The organism is Rhizobium sp. SVR5-2C, assembly GCF_056755115.1.
In genome coordinates, this window is sequence record NZ_JBNDHT010000032.1 from 1 (window position 1) to 19958 (window position 19958).

The following is a 19958-nucleotide window of genomic DNA, read 5'->3' on the forward strand; positions in this document are numbered from 1 at the left end:
AACCGGATCTGGAGCAGGCGCGGCGCTTTGCAGAAGGCGTGCACAATGCCTATCCCGGCAAGCTTCTTGCCTATAACTGCTCGCCATCCTTCAACTGGAAGAAGAACCTTGACGACGCGACGATCGCGAGGTTCCAGCGGGAGCTTGGCGCCATGGGCTACAAGTTCCAGTTCATCACGCTCGCCGGTTTTCATCAGCTGAACTTCGGCATGTACGAGCTGGCACGCGGCTACAAGGACCGGCAGATGTCGGCCTATTCGGAGCTGCAGCAGGCCGAGTTCGCCGCCGAGGCGCACGGCTATACTGCGACCAAGCATCAGCGCGAAGTCGGTACGGGCTATTTCGACGCCGTGTCGCTCGCGATCACCGGCGGCCGGTCCTCGACCACGGCGATGAAAGAATCGACAGAACATGCCCAGTTCAAACCCGCAGCCGAGTAGCCATACCGAAGGAGAAAAGACATGGCTTCCATCGCACGTGTCCGCGAAAGAGCGGAAGAACAGTCGTCCAGCATGAGCGCCGATCAGCAGGCCATGATCCGCATGCTCGCAAATGACCTGCACCGTCTGAACCATGCCGTCATGCAGGCAGTTGAGGCGGGGGTATCCGTCGAGCTCGTGCGCTCCGCCCGCCACCATGGCGGCAACGGCAATTGGGGCGATCTGCTGATCCCGGTTATCGTCGCCAACCGGACGTAAAATTCGAGATGGCGGCGCCTGCAGCGCCGCCATCTGCATCACTCGACGTAACTGTTCCCGTCCTAAGGGCAGCATAATAAGTATCCGCTCATTGGGGATCACGGATCCCCTCCGAAGCCATTGCTGCTGTTGTCATCGACCTAGCTGCGGGTGGCGCGTTTTCCCGCGAAAAGATCGGAGTAGCTTTTCAGCAGCTTCGTTATTCGGTCGGCCACCGTGCGGATTTCCGGGCGGTGTCGGTCCTCGTTGTTCATCACGATCCACTGCCCATGCCGCAGCTCTGTCAGTTCGCCGCCATGCCGCTGCAGATCTGTGTCGAGATCACCGACAAAACAAGGCAGGACCGCCTTCCCCGCGCCCGCACGAACGAGATCCGGGAGCGAACGAGGCCTATTGACCGTCGCCACTATGGATTCCGACGCATGACGGTAAGGCCAGCGAAGATAGGCGGAAATGGCGTCGCCCTCGGCTACCGCGATCCATCGGTTCTCCACCTCGCCGGCATTGCGCCGGACATAAACGGCATAGGCGACGTCGCCAAGGCGCCGCGCGGCAAGATTGGATTCGTCCGGTTCGAAAGCACGCATACCGATGTCGCTCTCGCGGTAGGCAAGATTTGCCCGCGTCTCGCCGATCGTCAGTGCGATGTGGAAACCATCGGCGGGCGTTCGGATCGCGGAGAAATTCTCGGTCAGCAGCCAGGCCACCCATGTACCGGCTGCGATCTTCACCGTCGTGCCGCCCTCGCCGGCCTGGCGCCAGGCATCCACTTTCCGCGCGGCCGCCTCCATCTCCTGAAGGTGATCGACGAGCATCTGGCCATCGGCTGTCAGGCGGTAGCCGGTCTGACTGCGACCGAAGAGCGTCCGCCCCGTTTCCTGCTCCAGTTCAAGCATGCGCCGGCCGATGGTAGCAGGGCTCAGACCGCTTGCCGAACTTGCTCCGGTCAGCCCCCCAAGGCGAGCGACCTCCAGAAAAAGCTGATAGGAATCCCATGGAGTGTTTTTCATTGGTGAAAAACATAATCGGATTTTAGTTGTTTATGAAGCGATTTTTGGTGTGTAGTTGAAGGGATGTCTTGAACGGAGGACATCACATGATCGACCAGATCACCGTCGCAAATCTCCTCGCGGCCTCACACGGCCTGCCAATCCACCGGCGCGCACGAAGCGAGAACGATTTCTACGAAGAGTTTGGAAACTCGCTTGTCGCGCGCTTTGCTGCGTGGCTCGCAAGGATCGGCCCAAAAGAGAAAGAGAACCGCGCGTCGCCGGCGCGATCCTCCACCATTACCTCAAGCTGCGAGCCCAGTCAGGCCGCCTGCCTCATCCGGCCCTGAGCCTGTCGCGATCCTTCGATCCTAAACTGATGCAATAGGCTCATCAGCAGATCGGCCTCGTCGGCGAGCTGGCGGCTGGCCTGGGTTGTCTCCTCGACCATCGAGGCATTCTTCTGCGTCATCTGATCCATAGCGTTGACGGAACCATTGACCTCCTGCAGCGCTGCAGACTGATCCTGGCTTGCGGTGGCGATCGTCTCGACATGCTTGCTGATCGCGATAATCTCTTGGCTGATCGAAGCGAGCACGCTGCCTGTCTTCTGCACCAGCGCCGAGCCCGCCGTGACCTCCTGGCTGGATTTCTCGATCAGGCCCTTAATCTCCCGCGCGGCCTCGGCCGAGCGCTGCGCCAGTTCGCGGACTTCCTGAGCTACCACCGCGAAGCCCTTGCCTGCCTCTCCGGCGCGCGCGGCTTCAATACCGGCGTTAAGCGCCAGAAGATTCGTCTGAAAGGCAATGTCATCGATGACTTCGATGATCTGCTCGATCTGCTGCGAAGCCTGCTCGATGCGGCCCATGGCGGCAACGGCATCGCTGACGACGGCGCCGGAGCTGTCCGCCGTCTTCTTCGTCACGGCAACGGCATTGTTTGCTTCGCGGGCACGCTCAGCGGACGAACGTACGGTCACGGTGATCTCTTCGACGGCAGCGGCGGTTTCTTCCAGGCTCGCCGCCTGTGCTTCCGTGCGCTTGGAAAGCTCGCCGGCGGAGGTCAGCATCGCACCGCTGTTGCGCTGGATGGCATTGGCGTTATCGCGAATTTGAACCAGGGTATCCTGCAGGCGGACGAGCGACGCGTTGAAATCGACGCGAAGCCGTTCGAGCCGGCCGACAAAAGGCGTCTCGATCGTCTGCGAGACATCCCCCCGGGCGAGACGTCCGAGGCCCGCTGCGAGCTGGTTGACCGCAAAGTCGATCTGACCGTCGAGCGAACGCTTATCGGCGTCGTTGCGGGCACGCTCAGCTTCGCTCAGCGCCCGTTGTTCGGCAGCCTGGGTCTCGAGCTCCTGCCGGGCCCTGGCGCTATCGCGGAAAGCTTCCAGCGCGCGGCCGATCTCGCCGAATTCGTTCTTCTTCTCAACGCAGGGTATCGTGCCGTCGAGCTTACCTGCGGAGATCGCGTGAACGGTGTTCGTTAGCCCAAGCAGCGGCTTGACGGACGATCGGATCGCGAAGAAGGCCAGCACGCCGACAAGCAACATCACCGCAGCGCCCACTCCGACGACCAGAGCCTGCAGATGATTGAGCCGGGCGTAATAGACTTCCATCGGAATGCCGATGAAGAGGATACCGACATTGGCGCCCGCCGCACTCCTGACCGGGAAGTAACCGGTCATGAAATTGCGGCCGAAGAGCTGTGCCGGGCCGTAGTAGGTTTTCCCCTGGGAAAGAACCGGTTGCGCCGGGTGATCGGCGGCAAGCTTGGTCCCGACGGCGCGGCTGCCGTCTTCCTTCTTCACGTTGGTCGAAACGCGGACATAGTCCGTGCCTTGCTTCTGAAAAATCGTGGCGACGCCTGCGATCGACTGGGCCGTGCGATCGACCAGAGCATGATCCTTGAGTTCGGGAATGGCATCTTCCGTGACCGAGAAGAGTTCATCGTCCCTCACGCCGATAGCCGCGCCCGCGTCCGCTGCGCCATAGAGTACGGCCATCGTGCGGCTCGCTCCCTTGGCATCCGAGACGGCGCTCTCCATGACGTAACGGCTGAGATTGTAGTAGGTGACGGCGACGATCGCCGCGGTGCTGCCGGCAAGCAATGCGAGCGTGATCGCAACTACCTGACGCACGATGGACGTCGAAAAGAAACGCGGCATAAAAATCTCCCGCCATGAACTCCCTCAAATTTAAGGGAAAAGCGTTAAGGAAAATTTTCCTTAACGGGGATCGCTTGCATATCAAAGGCAGCATCCTTCGGCGGTCGCCGAGACTGTTCCCTCAACGGGGCCGATCATACGCAAAACAAAAGCGGCCCCGAGACGGAGCCGCTTTCGACTGGCTTGATTAGGCGGTTCACGCCGCGCGGTACATCGCTGTCTCGGCGATGCCTTCGCCGTCGATCTTGAACTGCTGCACGAGGTGGAGAAGCGCATCCGCCTGGCTGGCAAGTTCGCGGCTTGCTGCCGTCGTTTCTTCGACCATCGCGGCATTCTGCTGGGTCATTTGATCCATCTGATTGACAGTCGAATTTACCTCCTGCAATGCGCTCGACTGGTCGTGGCTTGCGCGGGCGATCATCTCGACATGCTGGCTGATGGTGACGATCTGCTCGCTGATCTTTGCGAGGACCGTGCCGGTTTCCTGAACCGAGTGCGAACCGGAGCTGACTTCGGTCGTCGACTTGTTGATCAAGCCCTTGATCTCCTGGGCAGCAGCGGCGGAGCGCTGGGCGAGTTCACGGACTTCCATGGCGACGACTGCAAAGCCCTTGCCCGCTTCGCCGGCTCGCGCGGCTTCGATACCGGCGTTCAGCGCCAGAAGGTTGGTCTGGAAGGCGATCTCGTCGATGACGCCGATGATCTGCTCGATCTGGCGGGAGGCTTCCTCGATGCGGCCCATGGCGTCGATCGCCTTGCTGACGACGGTGGCCGAGTCATCGGCGCTGCGTTTTGCCTGGCGGACGATCTGGTCGGCATCCTTAGCCCGTTCCGCGGAAGAGCGGACCGTAACGGTGATCTCATCGACAGCCGCAGCCGTTTCTTCGAGCGAAGCGGCTTGCTGTTCCGTGCGCCTGGCAAGATCTTCGGCCGACTGGGCCATCTGGTTGCCGTTGCCCTGGATCATTTCGACGTTGTCGCGGATCTGGCTCATGGTCGCCTGGAGGCGCAGCATCGAGCCGTTGAAGTCTTCGCGTAGCTGTTCGAGACGGCCGATGAAGGGCGTGTCGATCGTCGTCGAGATATCGCCCTGCGACATGCGCTCGAGACCGGCGGCGAGTTCGTTGACCGCGAATTCTATCTGGCGGTCCATCTCGCGCTTTTCGGCATCGTTGCGCTGGCGCTCGTGTTCGGCGGCCTGACGCTCTTCGTCGCTCTGCTCTTCGATGCGGATCTTGGAGATCGCATTTTCCTTGAAGATGCCGAGGGCGCGCGCCATGTCGCCGATTTCGTCATGGCGCTGCTCGCCGGAGATATTCGTGTCCAGCGCACCATCGGCGATGCGGCGCATTGCGGCAGTGATCTGGCCGATTGGGCGCTGCAGCGTCAGCACCAGCGCAATGCCGCCGATGATGGAAAGCAGAATCCCGAGCCCGGTCGTGAGAACCGAGATACTGTTTGCCTGAGTGCGCTCCGTACCGGCCGTCTGCTTCTGAAGCTCGGCGAAATCGGTAAGCTTCATCCAGATATCGTCGAGTTCCTGGCGTGCTGCCGCATAAGCGCCGACACGCTGGCTGATTGTATCGACGATCTTCGTGCCGCTCGAAGAAATGTTGGCGAGCTCAGGCTTGATCGCCCCGGAGATGCCCTCGGCGAAACCCATCCCTTTGGCGCTGGCCGCCAGAACTTCAATGTCCTTGTCCAGGCCGTCGATCGCCTGCTGCAGCGCTACCAGATTGTCCTTGCTGGAATTCCCGAGGAAATCGGAAAGGGCGATCTGCAGCGCATAGACGGCGTTTTCCAGCGTGCGGGTGTCTTCGAGAACCGAGTTAGCCTGAGCGATACGTCCGTCGAGCTCGGCAAACTGCTGCGTGGCATCACGCATCTTCTGCGTTGCCGTCAGCTGCGTATAGGTGGAGGTCTGGCGGAAGCGGGAGACCAGACGGTTGAGGTCCGCGACTGTTTCGTCGGTCGGCGCAGCCGTCTCGGAAAGCGTCTTTATATCCTTGATCGTCGAAGCGATGGTATCGACCACGCTCTTCTGGCTGCCCGGCACGGAAATAGAGATGAGGCGCTGGGCATCCGTCATGCCCGGTAGCTGCTTCTTGATGTAGTCGATCTTGTCCTGTGTCGTTGCCGCCTTGTTGAAATCGGTGGCGATGCCGCCGAGGAAATCACCCCCCTTGAGAAGATGATCGGCGGTGCGGAGAATGGTCGTCGCCGCAGTCTCATCACGCCGGACTTTCGTCTGAAGCTCCTCAGCTTGATAGGAAACCATGAAGCGGGTGTTGACCAGGTTCTTTTGCGACTTGTCGATGGCCTTATGGAGGGCGACTTCCTGTTCGTGAAGAGCCCAGAGTTTGCCGACGACATCGGACACATCCTTCGTGCGCCGCGCAGCTTCCGCGAGGCTTTCACGACCGGAAGCATCTTCGCCGATCTGCGCGAGCGTCGCGTCCAGCACGCCCTCTTGTGTCTGGAGGTCGGCAAGCAGCTTGTCGCGCGACTTCTCATTTGCCGTGCGCAGGAAGTCGTCCATCGAACCGTAGAGATCCTTGAATCCGCTCAGCGACTGCAGAACGCTGTTCGATATCTCCATGCGCCCTTGCAGAAGTCCCGACGCGTAAAGGCCAGTCAGGCCAACCGCGGAAATGCTGATCACAAAGGGCAGAACGAAGATAAGTACCTTGGTCTTGATCTTGAAGCGCGAAAGGATCTTGTCAATAAACATGTCGGTTCCGGCCTTCCATACACACTCCTCCCGCAGGCCTGACGACAGCGCCTGCCGAGTGCATCTCGAGCTGATTTCTTGTGGACTCTGGGAACCCGACGGATCAGGCGGCAGTCATTGCCAATACGCTTCCGTAAGAAGGAAACGCCCAATATTCATCGGCAATTCTGACCGAACATCTATTAATATTCGGATAAGCGCTTAAGGCGGGATCAGGTATGCCGCGGGCAAGCATAAATAAGCACTGCGGCAGGCAAACGCTCTTCGTGAAATAGGATGGAAGAGATCAGATCGCGTGAGAGATCAGAAATGCGATCACGGCTGCGGTTGCGCCGGTCGCGAGCATCAGAAAGCGGAGGGTGACGAGCTTTGTATCAGGCTTGGCCTGAGCGATTGCAATGGCGCGGGCGCGTCGTGTGTTCCTGTTCATGCGAGAACCTCACTTCCTTCATAACTCAACAATCCACTAAAATGGCTTGCCGGTAAAGCTTAATTTAGGAAGCTCTTTCCAAACCACCATTGGGACACGATGGCGCACCCTTCTTAAGAAGTCTTGAATCTCTTTCTCCAGATCCGTGCCTATCTATAAGGATTCGCCAGCGGCAAAGCCCGAAGCCCAGGCCCACTGGAAGTTATAGCCGCCAAGCCATCCGGTGACGTCGACGCATTCGCCGATGAAATAGAGGCCGGGCACGCCCTTCGCCTGCATCGTCCGGGAATCGAGCCCAGAAGTATCGATGCCTCCAAGCGTCACTTCGGCCGTGCGATAGCCTTCCGAGCCGGACGGCTTGATCTTCCAGTTCTGCACGGCATCGCAAAGGCGGGCGAGTGCCTTGTCGGCAAGGTCGGCCATCTTGCCCGAGATGCCTTCCCGCTCCGTCACATATTGTGCCAGCCGTTTCGGCAGGATTTCGCCGAGTGCCGTCTGTGCCGACTGGCGGCCGTTCTCCTGCTTGGCTTTCTTCAGATGCAGCAGCAGATCCACATCAGGCTCGATATGGACGGCGATCTCGTCTCCCTCGCGCCAATAGGACGAGATCTGGAGGATTGCCGGTCCGCTGAGGCCGCGGTGGGTAAAGAGCAGCGCCTCGCGAAAGCCGGTTTTTCCATGCCGGATTTCGGAAGGTGCCGAGATGCCCGAAAGCGCAGCAATGCTTTCCAGCAAGATCGGATCGAGGGTCAGCGGCACGAGGCTCGGGCGGGTTTCGACAAGACCCAGCCCGAATTGCTCGGCGATGCGGTAGGCAAAACCCGTCGCGCCCATCTTCGGAACCGATTTGCCGCCGGTCGCCACGACGAGCGCGGCGCATTCATGTTCGCCATCGGAGGTCCGGATCCGAAAACCGTCACCGCTTTTTTCGACAGCCTGTATCTCAGTCTGCAGTTGCAGCTCAGCACCCGCAGCTCTCATCTCGTCGAGCAGCATCCGGATGATGTCCTTGGCGCTATCATCGCAAAAGAGCTGGCCGAGCGTCTTTTCGTGCCAGGAGATTCCGTGCCGATCGACCATGGCGATGAACTCGGCCGGGCTGAAGCGTGCGAGTGCGGATTTGCAGAAGTGCGGGTTCGCCGAAAGGAAGTTCTTCGGGCCGGCGTTGACATTGGTAAAGTTGCAGCGCCCGCCGCCCGAGATCCGGATCTTCTCGCCCGGCGCCTTCGCGTGATCGAGCACGACGACCGAGCGGCCGCGTTGCCCGGCGCGGATGGCGCACATCATTCCGGCGGCGCCCGCGCCTATCACGATCACGTCGCTCTTGCGTCTCAAACCCATTTTCCTCTGCGAAGGCGCCTTCTTTTTCCATCAGACGGCGAAAGTCAACGCCACCTCTCGCCAATTGCCAAACTCCGGTTATGATGGCCTTTCGATCAACGCGAACATGTGTGTCATGTCACCAAAAAAGACTACGCTGAAGCCTGCCAGAAACGTGCCTGCCTCCACGAAAATTCCTCCGGATCCCGGATCTTCGCGCGGTGTGGCAAACTGGAAGGAAGCGGCGCAGTGGCTTCGCGCACGTGGTATCGAGGACATCGAATGCATCACCCCGGACCTCGCCGGAGTTCCGCGCGGCAAGATGATGCCGACCTCGAAATTTACCTCGAATACGTCGCTCGCCTTACCCTCGGCGATCTACCGGCACACAATCTCCGGTGAATATCCGGAGGAGACCGAAAGCTTCCGTTACGAGCCGCGCGACAGCGACCTCAAGTTGATGCCTGATCTTTCGACGCTCTCCGTGGTTCCATGGGAGACAGATCCGACGGCGCAGGTGATCTGCGATATCGTCAATTCGGAAGGCGAGGAAGTTCCCTATACGCCGCGCAACCTCCTCAAGCGGATCATGGGGCTATATGCGGAACGCGGCTGGAAGCCGGTCGTCGCACCAGAGATCGAATTCTATCTGGTCGCCAACAACGATGACCCCGATTATCCGCTGCGGCCGCCGAAAGGCCGTTCCGGCCGCTCCATCCTCGGCGGTCAGGGCTACTCGATCGCCGGCATCAACGAATTCGACGAACTGATCGACGATATCTATCACTTCTCCGAGAAGCAGGGCCTCGAGATCGACACGCTGATCCATGAAGAAGGCCCGGCGCAGCTTGAGATCAACCTGCGCCACGGCAACCCGATCGAGCTTGCCGACCAGGTCTTCATGTTCAAGCGCACCATCCGTGAGGCTGCGTTGAAGCACGATATCTACGCGACGTTCATGGCGAAGCCGATGCAGGGCCAGCCAGGCTCGGCGATGCATATCCATCAGTCGGTCGTCAATATCGAGACCGGCAAGAACGTATTTTCCAATCCCGACGGATCGGCTTCGAAACAATTCTTCCACTTCATCGGCGGCATGCAGAAATACGTGCCGAGCGCACTTGTGATGCTGGCGCCCTACGTCAATTCCTACCGGCGCCTTGCACCGAACATGTCCTGCCCGGTCAACAACGCCTGGGGCTACGACAACCGCACGACGGCATTCCGCGTTCCGGTTTCCGATCCGCAGGCGCGACGCGTGGAAAACCGTCTGCCGAGTTCCGATGCGAACCCATATCTGGCGCTCGCCGCCTCACTGGCTTCGGGCCTCCTCGGCATCATGAAGGAGATCGAGCCCACGGCACCGACCGAAGACGCGGCCAACGAGGGGTCTATCGACCTTCCCAGGGGCCTGCTCGAGGCCGTGGCTCTGCTGGAAGACGAGCCGGCATTCGAGGAGGTGTTCGGCGAGGAATTCATCGGCCTCTATGCTGGCGTGAAGCGAGGCGAATTCGAGACCTTCATGCAGGTGATCAGCCCCTGGGAACGCGAATTCCTGCTGCTCAACGTATGAGGAGGCCCGCCTCATGACGGTGCAAGAGAACTGGCAGAGCCCAATCGCGCCCGGCGTTTCCTGGTATCAGGCAACGGTGGGCGAGCGGCCGACCTATCCCGAGCTCGATGGGTCGAAGACATGCGACGTCGCCATCGTCGGCGGCGGCTATACCGGTTTGCAGGCGGCTTACAACCTGGCAAGAGCCGGCGTTTCGGTTGTACTGATCGATGCCTGCCGCTTCGGCGACGGGGCATCCGGCCGCAACGGCGGACAGCTTGGCACCGGCCAGCGCGCGTGGCCGGAGGAACTTGAAGAGAAGATCGGTCACGAGCGTTCCAAGGCGCTCTTCGACCTTGCCGAAGCCGCCAAGAGACATCTCCTCGACTTCGCGAACGAGCATCAGATCGATATCGAGTTCATGCCGGGCCAGATGAATGTCTCGCATAAGGCGAGCTACAAGCGTTTCTATTCCGAGAACGCGGAAATCGCCGCCCTGCGTTACGACTATCCGCATCTGCGTTTCATGGATGCGGAGGAGACGCAGGAGCGTCTCGGCTCGAAGCGCTACTACTGCGGCGTGCGCGATACGGGCACCGGTCATATTCATCCGCTGAAATTGTTGATCGGGCTGGCGCGCGTTGCGGCCAATGCCGGGGCTGAGCTTTTCGAAATGACCAAGGCGACGGCCATCCGTCAAGGCAGCGGCAAGGTGACGATCGAAACGCCGAGAGGCCTGATCAACGCCGACCGTGCGCTGATCGCATGCAACGGCTATATCGGCAATCTGGAGCCGGTGACGGCAAGCCATGTCATGCCGATCCGCTCCTTCATCGGCGCTACCGTGCCGCTTGACCAATATCCAGCCGTGCTTCCCGGCGGCGAGGCCGTCGCGGACTCGCGTTTCGTCGTGCGCTATTTCCGAAAATCGAGGGACGGAAGGCTGCTCTTCGGAGGCCGCGAGGCGTACACCTCAGACAACCCGCGCGATATCAGCAAACATATCCGGCGCCAGATCGCCGAGATCTACCCAGCTCTCGAGGAGATCGAAATCACTCATGCCTGGGGCGGTTCCGTCGGCATAACGATGCCGCGCCAGCCCTTTGTGCGCGAAGTCATGCCGGGCGTTACCTCGATCGGTGGTTATTCGGGCCATGGAGTGATGTTGTCAAATTACTGCGGCAAACTTTATGCAGAAACAGTACTGGGAAAGTCGGCCGATCTCGAGCTCTTCAAGTCACTCGATATCCCGGCGTTCCCCGGGGGTGCGACAATGCGCGCACCACTGCTGTTCCTGGCTTTGTCATGGTTTGCGCTACGGGATAAGTTTTAACGCGATTGCGGGATTTCCTCGTTGGGCAATTCGCTCTAAAACCGGGAGCCGACAAATTCATCGCATCGAACGCTGGCTTTTTTAAATCGATTAGATTAAAAGGCCGCAACCAGCCTGATTGAGAGAAAAGCTCATGAGCAGCCAGATCATTCCCGTTGAACCCTTCGACTGCGTCGTCTTCGGCGGCAGCGGCGACCTTGCCGAGCGCAAGCTCCTTCCTGCCCTTTATCATCGCCAGATTGAGGCTCAGTTCACCGAGCCGACACGCATTATCGGCGCTTCGCGCAGCCCGCTTTCCAATGACGAATACCGGAAGTTCGCGCAGGATGCCCTCAAGGAGCATCTCAAAAAGGGCGAATATAACGAGGAAGAGGTCGAAAAATTCTGCCGGCGCCTCCACTACGTTCCCGTCGATGCACGGTCGGACGCCGGGTGGGATCAGCTCAAGAAGCTGCTCGATGAAGGCAAGGATCGCGACCGCGCTTTCTATCTCGCCGTCGCGCCGGCGATCTTTGGCGACATCTCGCAGAAGCTTGCCGAGCACAAGCTGATCACGAAGGCGTCGCGTATCGTCGTCGAAAAGCCCATCGGCCGTGATCTTTCCTCGGCACGGTTGCTGAACGACACAATCGGCCGCGTCTTCAAGGAAGAGCAGATCTTCCGCATCGACCATTATCTCGGCAAGGAAACGGTGCAGAACCTGATGGCGCTGCGCTTTGCAAACGCCCTTTACGAGCCGCTGTGGAACGCCAATTACATCGATCACGTGCAGATCACCGTTGCCGAGGCTGTCGGCCTCGAGGGCCGCGCCGGTTACTACGACACCGCCGGCGCATTGCGTGACATGGTGCAAAACCACATTCTGCAGCTTCTCTGCCTCACCGCCATGGAAGTTCCGGGATCGATGGATTCCGAAGCGGTTCGCGACGAGAAGCTGAAGGTGCTGCGCGCCCTGAAGCCGATCGATGCCTCCAACGTCGAACAGGTGACCGTTCGCGGGCAATACCGCGCCGGGGCTTCCGGCAGCGGCCCTGTCAAGGGCTACCTCGAAGAGCTTGAGGGCGGCGTATCCAACACCGAAACCTTCGTTTCCATCAAGGCCGAGATCAACAACTGGCGCTGGGCAGGCGTTCCGTTCTTCATCCGCACCGGCAAGCGGCTCGCTGGCCGCGTGTCGGAAATCGTCATCACGTTCAAGCCGATCCCGCACGCAATCTTTGATCAGGCGGCCGGACGCATCAGCCAGAACCAGCTCATCATCCGGCTGCAGCCGGATGAGGGCGTCAAGCAGTCGCTGATGATCAAGGACCCTGGCCCAGGCGGCATGCGCCTGCGCAACGTCTCTCTGGACATGAGCTTTGCGGAAGCGTTCCATGTGCGCAATCCGGACGCCTACGAGCGCCTGCTGATGGACGTTATCCGCTCCAACCAGACACTCTTCATGCGCCGCGACGAGGTCGAGGCCGCTTGGCAGTGGGTCGATCCGATTCTCAAGGGTTGGGAAACGACCGGCCAGCTCGTTCAGGGCTACACCGCTGGCACCTGGGGCCCGAGCCAAGCCATTGCGCTTATCGAGCGTGACGGCCGCACCTGGCACGACAACATTTAGGAGCACTAGCGATGGCCGCGACCATGCATGCTTTTGCCAATGCCGCAGATCTTGCCCGCAGCCTTGCGGACAAGGTGGTGGAGAGGCTTTCGGCCGCGATCGCCGCGCGCGGTGCGGCGAGCATTGCCGTGTCCGGCGGCTCGACGCCGAAGGCGTTCTTTCAGGAGCTGTCTACCCGCGATCTCGACTGGGGCAAGGTGACGGCGACGCTTGTCGACGAGCGCTTGGTCCCAGCCGACAATGATCGTTCGAACCACCTTCTGGTCGCGGACAATCTGCTGCAGAACAAGGCGAAAGCGGCGCGCTTCGTGCCGCTCTACCAGAAGGCGGGCTCCGCCGAAGAGGCGGCGAAGCTTGCGACTGTCGAGACGAAAGCGATCGGCAATCCGTTCGACGTGGTGATCCTCGGCATGGGTGGCGACGGCCACACCGCATCGTTCTTTCCCGGCGGCAACAACCTTGCCGTGGCGCTCGATCCGGCGACGCCGCGTGGCCTCATTTCCATGGAGGCGGAGGGTGCCGGCGAGCCTCGGCTGACCTTCACCTTCTCCAGCCTCCAGGATGCCGGGCTCCTGGTGCTCCATATCGAAGGCAACGGCAAGAAGGACGCCCTGACGAAAGCCGAAGGGGCCGGAGACGAGTCGGAGATGCCAATTCGCGCCGTTCTGCGGCGGGCAGTGACGCCGGTCGATATCTACTGGGCTCCGTAAGACCAAGCCTCCGGGCCGAGCCGCGAACGTACAATTTGAACAGCAACCAAGGCAGGATAACTCCCATGTCCGCTAACGCACGCATATCTGCGATCACGTCCCGCATTGTCGAGAGATCGAAACCGACACGCGAGCGATATCTCGAGCGCCTGCATGCCGCGGCTTCCAAGGGCGTCCAGCGCTCGATCCTTGGCTGCGCCAACCTTGCCCACGGCTTTGCGGTCTGTTCCCCCGCCGAGAAGGATGCGCTGGCGGGTGAGCGCGTGCCCAACCTCGGCATCATCACCGCCTATAACGACATGCTTTCGGCCCACCAGCCGTTCGAAACCTATCCAGCGATTATCCGCGAAGCCGCCGCCGAAGCGGGCGGCATTGCCCAGGTCGCCGGCGGCGTTCCGGCCATGTGCGACGGCGTCACGCAGGGCCAGCCGGGCATGGAGCTCTCGCTGTTTTCCCGTGATCTGATCGCCATGTCTGCCGGCGTCGGTCTCTCGCACAACATGTTCGATGCCGCGCTCTTCCTTGGCGTGTGCGACAAGATCGTGCCCGGCCTCGTCATCGCCGCGCTCTCCTTTGGGCACCTGCCATCGATTTTCGTTCCGGCGGGGCCGATGACGAGCGGGCTGCCGAACGATGAGAAATCGCGCGTTCGCCAGCTTTATGCAGAAGGCAAGGTCGGCCGCGCCGAGCTGCTGGAGGCCGAGTCCAAGTCCTATCACGGCCCCGGCACCTGCACCTTCTACGGCACCGCCAACTCCAACCAGATGCTGATGGAGATCATGGGCTTTCATCTGCCCGGTTCTTCCTTCGTCAATCCCGGCACGCCTTTGCGCGAAGCGCTGACGCGCGAGGCCGCCAAACGCGCTCTGGCGATCACCGCACTCGGCAACCAATTCACGCCGGCCGGCGAGATGATCGATGAACGCTCCATCGTCAACGGCGTCGTCGGCCTGCATGCGACGGGCGGCTCCACGAACCACACGCTGCATCTCGTCGCGATGGCGCGCGCCGCTGGCATCCAGCTCAGCTGGCAGGACATTGCCGAACTCTCCGAAGAAATCCCCCTGCTCGCCCGCGTCTACCCGAACGGCTTGGCGGACGTGAACCATTTCCACGCCGCAGGCGGCATGGGCTTCCTCATCAAGGAACTGCTGAAAAAAGGCATGCTGCACGACGACGTGCGCACAGTCGTCGGCCAGGGGCTTCAGGCCTACACGATCGACGCACGCCTGGGACACAACGGCACTGTCGTCCGCGAGCCCGCGCCGGAAAAGAGCCACGATTCCAAGGTGCTTGCCAGCATCGAAACGCCCTTCCAGGCGAATGGCGGCCTGAAGATGCTGCGCGGCAATCTCGGCAAGGCGGTCATCAAGATTTCTGCAGTAAAGCCGGACCGCCATATCATCGAGGCGCCCGCCATCGTCTTCCACAGCCAGCAGGAGCTGCAGGACGCCTTCAAGGAGGGCAAGCTGAACCGTGATTTCATGGCGGTCGTGCGCTTCCAGGGACCGAAGGCGAACGGCATGCCGGAACTGCACAAGCTGACACCGCCGCTCGGCGTGTTGCAGGACCGCGGTTTCCACGTTGCGCTCCTCACCGACGGGCGCATGTCCGGTGCTTCGGGCAAGGTTCCGGCCGCGATCCACGTCACGCCGGAAGCTGTCGAAGGCGGGCCGATCGCCCGTATTCAGGACGGCGACATCATCCGCCTCGATGCTGTCCGCGGCACGCTGGAAGTCCTCGTCGACGCAGCCACCATGGCGGAGCGTGAGCCGGTGACGGCCGATCTGTCCGACAACGAATTCGGCATGGGCCGCGAGCTCTTCGCCCCGTTCCGCCGGGCCGTCGGCGCCTCGGACCACGGTGCGACCGTCCTCTTCCACTGAAGAAAAAGCCCGCGACGCAATCGCGGGCTTTTTCAAGTGCAATGTGCTCCGATCAGCCGCGAACGTCGAGAACGTAATCGCGATGGGCCGGATGCGTGCTGTAGACGAATATCTTGTTCATCTCCTTCTGCGTCAGCATGCGCAGGAACCGCACTTCGATGGTGTTGTTGGCGTTTACCCGCATCAGCATGCAGCCGACTTTTGTGATGCGCGCATCCGGAATATCCAGATAAAACTGCTTTGGCAGATTGAACTGCGTCAGGAGGGCGAGCGTTGCGCTGCTCATCGAGATTCGGACGATATCGCAGCGGCGGGATGCCATGTGCATGACACCCTTTTCGGTATATTCGATGCGCGCTGCGTTCATCGTATCCTCCATTCTAAACCGCTGTTCGCGGTCGTACATGAAGGATTCTTCCTTGTTTAGAAAATGCCCTGGCGGCAATGGATTGGATGCACCCACAACCTTAATTCCCCTTAAAAAACGACAGGGAAAAACCTAGCATCGGTTGCTTAACAGAAGGTGATGATCGCATCCCTCAAGGCAGAAAGGAGCAGTCCGGCAATGTAGTCCTACTTTCTGTAAGTGTACCCCTCCGCATCGAAAAGATGCAGTTTCGACCGATCGGCGGCGAACCTCATCTTCTGACCTTTCTTTATGCCGGTTATTCCCGGAATCTTGACGATGATCGGCTCGCCCGGCACCAGCCCCTCGATATAAAGCAACGTCACTTCGCCGAGCGCCTCAACGAGCGCAACCTCGCCCTCGAAAAGGTAATCATCGCCATCGGCGACCTGGAGGTCTTCCGGGCGGACTCCGAAACTTGCTCTTTTGTCCTTCTCTGATCCGGCCGTCGGAATATCAAGCGTGACGGACTTGCCGCCGGTCAGCGTGACCCTCGTCGCGGCGCCGGTTTCGCTGATGGTGGCGGGAATGATGTTCATCGCCGGAGAGCCGATAAACTTTGCAACGAACAGGTTTGCCGGACGCTCATAGAGTTCCAGCGGCGCGCCGACCTGCTCGATGTGCCCGGCCGAGAGCACGACGATCCTGTCCGCTAGCGTCATGGCCTCAACCTGGTCGTGGGTGACGTAGATCATCGTCGTGTCCGCCATCTGCTCACTAAGGCGGGCAATCTCGATACGGGTCGCCACGCGCAGCGCTGCGTCAAGGTTCGACAGCGGCTCGTCGAACAAAAAGACTTTCGGATTGCGGCAAATGGCGCGGCCGATGGCCACGCGCTGGCGCTGGCCGCCGGAAAGCGCCTTGGGGAGGCGGTCGAGGAATTTGGTGAGTTGCAGGGTTTCGGCGGCGGCTCTCACACGCCGATCGATCTCCCTTTTATTCTCGCCGGCGATCTTCATGCCGAAAGCCATGTTGTCGAAGACCGTCATATGCGGATAGAGCGCATAGGACTGGAACACCATGGCGATCCCGCGCTTCGACGGCGGGACCTCGTTGACGAGCTGGCCATCGATGTACATCTCCCCGCCGGTGATCTTCTCGAGGCCTGCAATCATGCGCAGCAGCGTGGACTTGCCGCAGCCGGACGGTCCGACGAAGACGATGAACTCGCCCTGATTGATTTCCAGGTCGATGCCGTGAAGCACGTCCACGGCCCCGTAGGATTTGCGGATATCCTTTAACATAACTCCAGTCATCTGATCCCCTCCCGATTCCTTATGCAAGACGGGCGAAATACGCCCCCCAAGCCGGAATATCGATCCTGTCGCCATAGTTGTTGCTGGTGAAGCCGTGTCCCGTCAGCGCCTGCCATTCTCCCATTGGCAAGGTGACGTTGGTTTCCGCCGGGCTCATATTGAAAATGCAGAGCAGTTGTTCGTTGCCGTATCTGCGCGTGAAGACAAGCGCCTCGCCTTGCGGCGGCTCGAACTCGATCTCGCCCTTGGCGAACGCCGGATACTGCTTCCGGAAGGCGAGGAAGCGGCGGTAGTGCTCAAGCACGGAGTTCTCGTCGCCCTGCTGCACGCTGACGGCGCGCAGGATGTGCTCGACCGGCACCGGCAGCCACGGCTTGACGGTCGAGAAGCCTCCTTGGGCGACCTGACTGTCCCACACCATCGGCGTGCGGCAGCCGTCACGGCCCTTGAATTCCGGCCAGAACTGGATGCCGTAGGGGTCCTGCAGGTCCTGATAGGCGAGGTCAGCTTCCGTCAGACCAAGTTCTTCACCCTGGTAGAGGCAGACGGAACCACGCAGCGTCAGCAGCAGGGAAGCATAGTGCTTCGCGAAGGCGTCGTGATCCGCAACGAGCGAGCCCCAGCGGCTGACATGGCGCATGACGTCGTGATTGGAAAACGCCCAACAGGCCCAGCCGTCGGGGGCAGCAGCACCGAAATCCTTCATCACCTCTTCGACGCGCTCCGGCGCAAGCGGATCGGGAGAAAGAAACTCGAAGGCATAACACATATGCATCTTGTCGTTTCCGGACGTGTATTGGCCGACGATTTCAAGACCCCGCTGGCTGTCGCCCACTTCGCCGACGGCTGCGATTGCCGGAAACTCTTCCAGAACGGCGCGAAAGCGCTTCAGGAACGCCAGGTTCTCGGGCCGGTTCTTGTCGTAGAGGTGTTCCTGGAAATTGTACGGGTTGACTGCCGGCGCGGTCGAGGCGTTGCGGCGTTCCGGCGCCAGCGCGGGATTGTCGCGCAATTCCTTGTCGTGGAAATAGAAGTTGATCGTGTCGAGGCGGAAACCGTCGACGCCGCGCTTCAGCCAGAAGCGGACGACATCGAGCAGCCGGTCCTGGACCTCAAGATTGTGCAGGTTGAGGTCTGGCTGGGAGGTCAGGAAGTTGTGCATGTAATACTGCATGCGGGTGGGATCCCAGGCCCAGGCAGAGCCGCCGAAAATCGACAGCCAGTTGTTCGGCGGCGTGCCGTCCGGCCTTGCATCGGCCCAGACATACCAGTCCGCCTTTGCATTCGTCTTGCTGGAACGGCTTTCGACGAACCAGGGGTGCTGGTCCGAACTGTGCGAGATGACGAGGTCGATCATCACCTTGATCCCGAGGCGATGGGCCTCGGCGATCATCGTGTCGAAATCCACCAGCGTGCCGAAGATCGAATCGACGTTCTCGTAGTCGGAAACGTCGTAGCCGAAATCTCGCATCGGTGAGGTGAAGAACGGCGAAATCCAGATCGCGTCGGCGCCGAGGCCAGCGACATGCGGCAGGCGGGCGGTAATGCCCTTTAGATCGCCGATGCCGTCGCCGTTCGAATCCTGGAAAGAGCGCGGGTAGATCTGATAGATCACAGCGCCGCGCCACCAGTCCTTGTCGACCGTTAAATCAGGTTGGGATTGCATGCTCATGTTTGTTCCTGTGGGATATGCATATTCAATTGGATCAGCCACCCTTGACCGAACCCGCAAGCAGCCCGCGCACCAGATAGCGCTGCAGCCCGAAGAACACCAGCAGCGGTATGACGATGGTGACGAAGGCGGACGCCGTTAGAATTTCCCAGTTGCCGCCGCGGGAACCGAGCAGCGCATTCAGCGCGCCGGTCAGCACGAGGTGCTGCCGGTCGGTTCCGAGGAAGACCATCGCCACAAGCAGGTCGTTCCACACCCACAGGAACTGGAAGATCGCGAAAGACGCGAGAGCGGGGAAAGAAAGGGGCAAGACGATGCGGGTGAAGATTTCGAAATCGCTTGCGCCATCGACGCGCGCGGATTCGATAATCTCCCTTGGCAGACCCGCGATATAGGCGCGCAGCAGATAGATGGCGAGCGGCATGCCGAAAGCAGTATGCGCCAGCCAGATGCCGGCATAGGTCTTTGACGGCACGTCGAAAGCCGAACCCACCATGTTGTAGAGACGCAGCAGCGGGATCAGCGACATCTGCAGCGGCACCACGATAAGGCCGACGACGAGGGCGATCAGCAAGGCGCGGCCGGGGAATTCCATCCAGCTCAGCGCATAGGCGGCGAAGGCCGCAATGAGGATCGGGATGATGGTCGCGGGGATGGTGACAGTCAGAGAGTTGATGAAGGATTGGCCGATCCCCTCGCCGGTCAGAACTGTCTTGTAATTTTGCAGCGTGAATTCCGGAGGCGTCAAAACCGCAAGATAGACGCGGCGGCCGGCATCGTCATCCGTGAAGGGCGCGCTTTTTACGAAGCGATACGTGCCGTCCTCATTGACTTGAAGGCTGAGGCCCTCACCGAGATCAGCGGTCTCGCCCGCCTTGTAGGCCGACGGCTGCTGGATGCGCGTGCCGAAAGCCGTTAGCGAACGGCCCTCCTGGCCCTCCAGCAGATTGCCGGAAATGACGTAGACGGCTCCCTCCTGTTTCTGCTGGTCGGCGGTTCCGACGCGGCCGGCAACCGTGCGCGTCGAGCCGGCAAAGGCGGTCCACCAACCGGAGACAACGATCTGGTTCTTGTCGCGGACGGCGCTGACGAAGATGCCGAGCGTCGGGATCAGCCAGATGATCACGATCAGGAGGACGCAGAAGTGAACGAAGAGACGAGCCGCGCCAATCCTGACGAAGCGTTCCGACAAGGTCATC

16 protein-coding genes and 1 pseudogene are annotated in these 19958 nt (G+C 60.5%); 8 read left to right on the forward strand and 9 right to left on the reverse strand.

Going from position 1 to position 19958, the window contains the following annotated elements:
• Positions 1–440, forward strand: a pseudogene (locus ACPYOI_RS11760) (isocitrate lyase); the annotation flags it as partial.
• 21 nt (positions 441–461) lie between these two features.
• Positions 462–698 (forward strand): SMc00767 family acetate metabolism repressor, encoded by a 237-nt coding sequence (locus ACPYOI_RS11765; protein WP_481415057.1) that lies wholly within the window; start codon positions 462–464, stop codon positions 696–698.
• Between the two features lie 140 nt (positions 699–838).
• Here ACPYOI_RS11765 and ACPYOI_RS11770 read toward each other — a convergent pair whose 3' ends face one another.
• Positions 839–1708, reverse strand: a complete 870-nt coding sequence (locus ACPYOI_RS11770) for a LysR family transcriptional regulator (protein WP_481415058.1) — start codon at positions 1706–1708, stop codon at positions 839–841.
• Between the two features lie 86 nt (positions 1709–1794).
• Between ACPYOI_RS11770 and ACPYOI_RS11775 the strand changes: the two genes are divergently transcribed.
• Positions 1795–2037: a hypothetical protein gene (locus ACPYOI_RS11775; protein WP_481415059.1), complete on the forward strand. Its 243-nt coding sequence runs from the start codon at positions 1795–1797 to the stop codon at positions 2035–2037.
• Here ACPYOI_RS11775 and ACPYOI_RS11780 read toward each other — a convergent pair.
• From ACPYOI_RS11780 to ACPYOI_RS11795, 4 genes are all read right to left on the reverse strand, one after another.
• Entirely contained in the window at positions 2010–3854 is a 1845-nt protein-coding gene (locus ACPYOI_RS11780; RefSeq protein ID WP_481422892.1) for a methyl-accepting chemotaxis protein, read from the reverse strand. The genes ACPYOI_RS11775 and ACPYOI_RS11780 overlap by 28 nt on opposite strands.
• 196 nt (positions 3855–4050) lie before the next feature.
• On the reverse strand, positions 4051–6585 hold the full coding sequence (locus ACPYOI_RS11785) for a methyl-accepting chemotaxis protein (RefSeq protein WP_481422893.1): 2535 nt from the start codon (positions 6583–6585) through the stop codon (positions 4051–4053).
• A gap of 286 nt (positions 6586–6871) precedes the next feature.
• On the reverse strand, positions 6872–7015 hold the full coding sequence (locus tag ACPYOI_RS11790; protein WP_481415062.1) for a hypothetical protein: 144 nt from the start codon (positions 7013–7015) through the stop codon (positions 6872–6874).
• Positions 7016–7168: 153 nt separating this feature from the next.
• On the reverse strand, positions 7169–8356 hold the full coding sequence (locus tag ACPYOI_RS11795) for a BaiN/RdsA family NAD(P)/FAD-dependent oxidoreductase (protein WP_481415063.1): 1188 nt from the start codon (positions 8354–8356) through the stop codon (positions 7169–7171).
• Between the two features lie 115 nt (positions 8357–8471).
• Between ACPYOI_RS11795 and ACPYOI_RS11800 the strand changes: the two genes are divergently transcribed.
• From ACPYOI_RS11800 to edd, 5 genes are all read left to right on the forward strand, one after another.
• Positions 8472–9908: a glutamine synthetase family protein gene (locus ACPYOI_RS11800; protein WP_481415064.1), complete on the forward strand. Its 1437-nt coding sequence runs from the start codon at positions 8472–8474 to the stop codon at positions 9906–9908.
• A gap of 13 nt (positions 9909–9921) precedes the next feature.
• Positions 9922–11220 (forward strand): NAD(P)/FAD-dependent oxidoreductase, encoded by a 1299-nt coding sequence (locus tag ACPYOI_RS11805; RefSeq protein ID WP_481415065.1) that lies wholly within the window; start codon positions 9922–9924, stop codon positions 11218–11220.
• A 133-nt stretch (positions 11221–11353) separates the two neighbouring features.
• Positions 11354–12829 (forward strand): glucose-6-phosphate dehydrogenase, encoded by a 1476-nt coding sequence (gene zwf, locus ACPYOI_RS11810; protein WP_481415066.1) that lies wholly within the window; start codon positions 11354–11356, stop codon positions 12827–12829.
• An 11-nt stretch (positions 12830–12840) separates the two neighbouring features.
• Positions 12841–13539, forward strand: coding sequence for a 6-phosphogluconolactonase (gene pgl / locus ACPYOI_RS11815; RefSeq protein WP_481415067.1), 699 nt, complete (start codon positions 12841–12843; stop codon positions 13537–13539).
• 65 nt (positions 13540–13604) lie between these two features.
• Positions 13605–15425, forward strand: coding sequence for a phosphogluconate dehydratase (gene edd / locus ACPYOI_RS11820; RefSeq protein ID WP_481415068.1), 1821 nt, complete (start codon positions 13605–13607; stop codon positions 15423–15425).
• A gap of 52 nt (positions 15426–15477) precedes the next feature.
• Here the strand turns inward: edd and ACPYOI_RS11825 are convergent, their stop codons facing one another.
• The 4 genes from ACPYOI_RS11825 to ACPYOI_RS11840 all read right to left on the reverse strand — a co-directional run bounded on the left by ACPYOI_RS11825 (position 15478) and on the right by ACPYOI_RS11840 (position 19957).
• Positions 15478–15831, reverse strand: a complete 354-nt coding sequence (locus ACPYOI_RS11825) for a hypothetical protein (protein WP_481415069.1) — start codon at positions 15829–15831, stop codon at positions 15478–15480.
• Between the two features lie 167 nt (positions 15832–15998).
• A complete protein-coding gene (locus ACPYOI_RS11830) occupies positions 15999–17087 on the reverse strand; it encodes an ABC transporter ATP-binding protein (protein ID WP_481415070.1) in 1089 nt (362 codons plus the stop codon).
• 19 nt (positions 17088–17106) lie between these two features.
• On the reverse strand, positions 17107–18759 hold the full coding sequence (gene bglA / locus ACPYOI_RS11835; protein WP_481415071.1) for a beta-galactosidase BglA: 1653 nt from the start codon (positions 18757–18759) through the stop codon (positions 17107–17109).
• Positions 18760–18793: 34 nt separating this feature from the next.
• On the reverse strand, positions 18794–19957 hold the full coding sequence (locus tag ACPYOI_RS11840; RefSeq protein ID WP_481415072.1) for a carbohydrate ABC transporter permease: 1164 nt from the start codon (positions 19955–19957) through the stop codon (positions 18794–18796).
• Position 19958 lies beyond the last annotated feature (1 nt).

Excerpts from the sequence above, each read along its gene's own strand:
- ACPYOI_RS11785 (WP_481422893.1), bottom strand. The coding sequence starts at position 6,585 with ATGTTTATTGACAAGATCCTTTCGCGCTTCAAGATCAAGACCAAGGTA.
- ACPYOI_RS11840 (WP_481415072.1), bottom strand. The coding sequence starts at position 19,957 with ATGACCTTGTCGGAACGCTTCGTCAGGATTGGCGCGGCTCGTCTCTTC.
- pgl (WP_481415067.1), top strand. The coding sequence starts at position 12,841 with ATGGCCGCGACCATGCATGCTTTTGCCAATGCCGCAGATCTTGCCCGC.
- edd (WP_481415068.1), top strand. The coding sequence starts at position 13,605 with ATGTCCGCTAACGCACGCATATCTGCGATCACGTCCCGCATTGTCGAG.
- ACPYOI_RS11805 (WP_481415065.1), top strand. The coding sequence starts at position 9,922 with ATGACGGTGCAAGAGAACTGGCAGAGCCCAATCGCGCCCGGCGTTTCC.
- ACPYOI_RS11770 (WP_481415058.1), bottom strand. The coding sequence starts at position 1,708 with ATGAAAAACACTCCATGGGATTCCTATCAGCTTTTTCTGGAGGTCGCT.
- bglA (WP_481415071.1), bottom strand. The coding sequence starts at position 18,759 with ATGAGCATGCAATCCCAACCTGATTTAACGGTCGACAAGGACTGGTGG.
- ACPYOI_RS11790 (WP_481415062.1), bottom strand. The coding sequence starts at position 7,015 with ATGAACAGGAACACACGACGCGCCCGCGCCATTGCAATCGCTCAGGCC.
- ACPYOI_RS11775 (WP_481415059.1), top strand. The coding sequence starts at position 1,795 with ATGATCGACCAGATCACCGTCGCAAATCTCCTCGCGGCCTCACACGGC.
- ACPYOI_RS11800 (WP_481415064.1), top strand. The coding sequence starts at position 8,472 with ATGTCACCAAAAAAGACTACGCTGAAGCCTGCCAGAAACGTGCCTGCC.
- zwf (WP_481415066.1), top strand. The coding sequence starts at position 11,354 with ATGAGCAGCCAGATCATTCCCGTTGAACCCTTCGACTGCGTCGTCTTC.
- ACPYOI_RS11780 (WP_481422892.1), bottom strand. The coding sequence starts at position 3,854 with ATGCCGCGTTTCTTTTCGACGTCCATCGTGCGTCAGGTAGTTGCGATC.
- ACPYOI_RS11795 (WP_481415063.1), bottom strand. The coding sequence starts at position 8,356 with ATGGGTTTGAGACGCAAGAGCGACGTGATCGTGATAGGCGCGGGCGCC.
- ACPYOI_RS11825 (WP_481415069.1), bottom strand. The coding sequence starts at position 15,831 with ATGTACGACCGCGAACAGCGGTTTAGAATGGAGGATACGATGAACGCA.
- ACPYOI_RS11830 (WP_481415070.1), bottom strand. The coding sequence starts at position 17,087 with ATGACTGGAGTTATGTTAAAGGATATCCGCAAATCCTACGGGGCCGTG.
- ACPYOI_RS11765 (WP_481415057.1), top strand. The coding sequence starts at position 462 with ATGGCTTCCATCGCACGTGTCCGCGAAAGAGCGGAAGAACAGTCGTCC.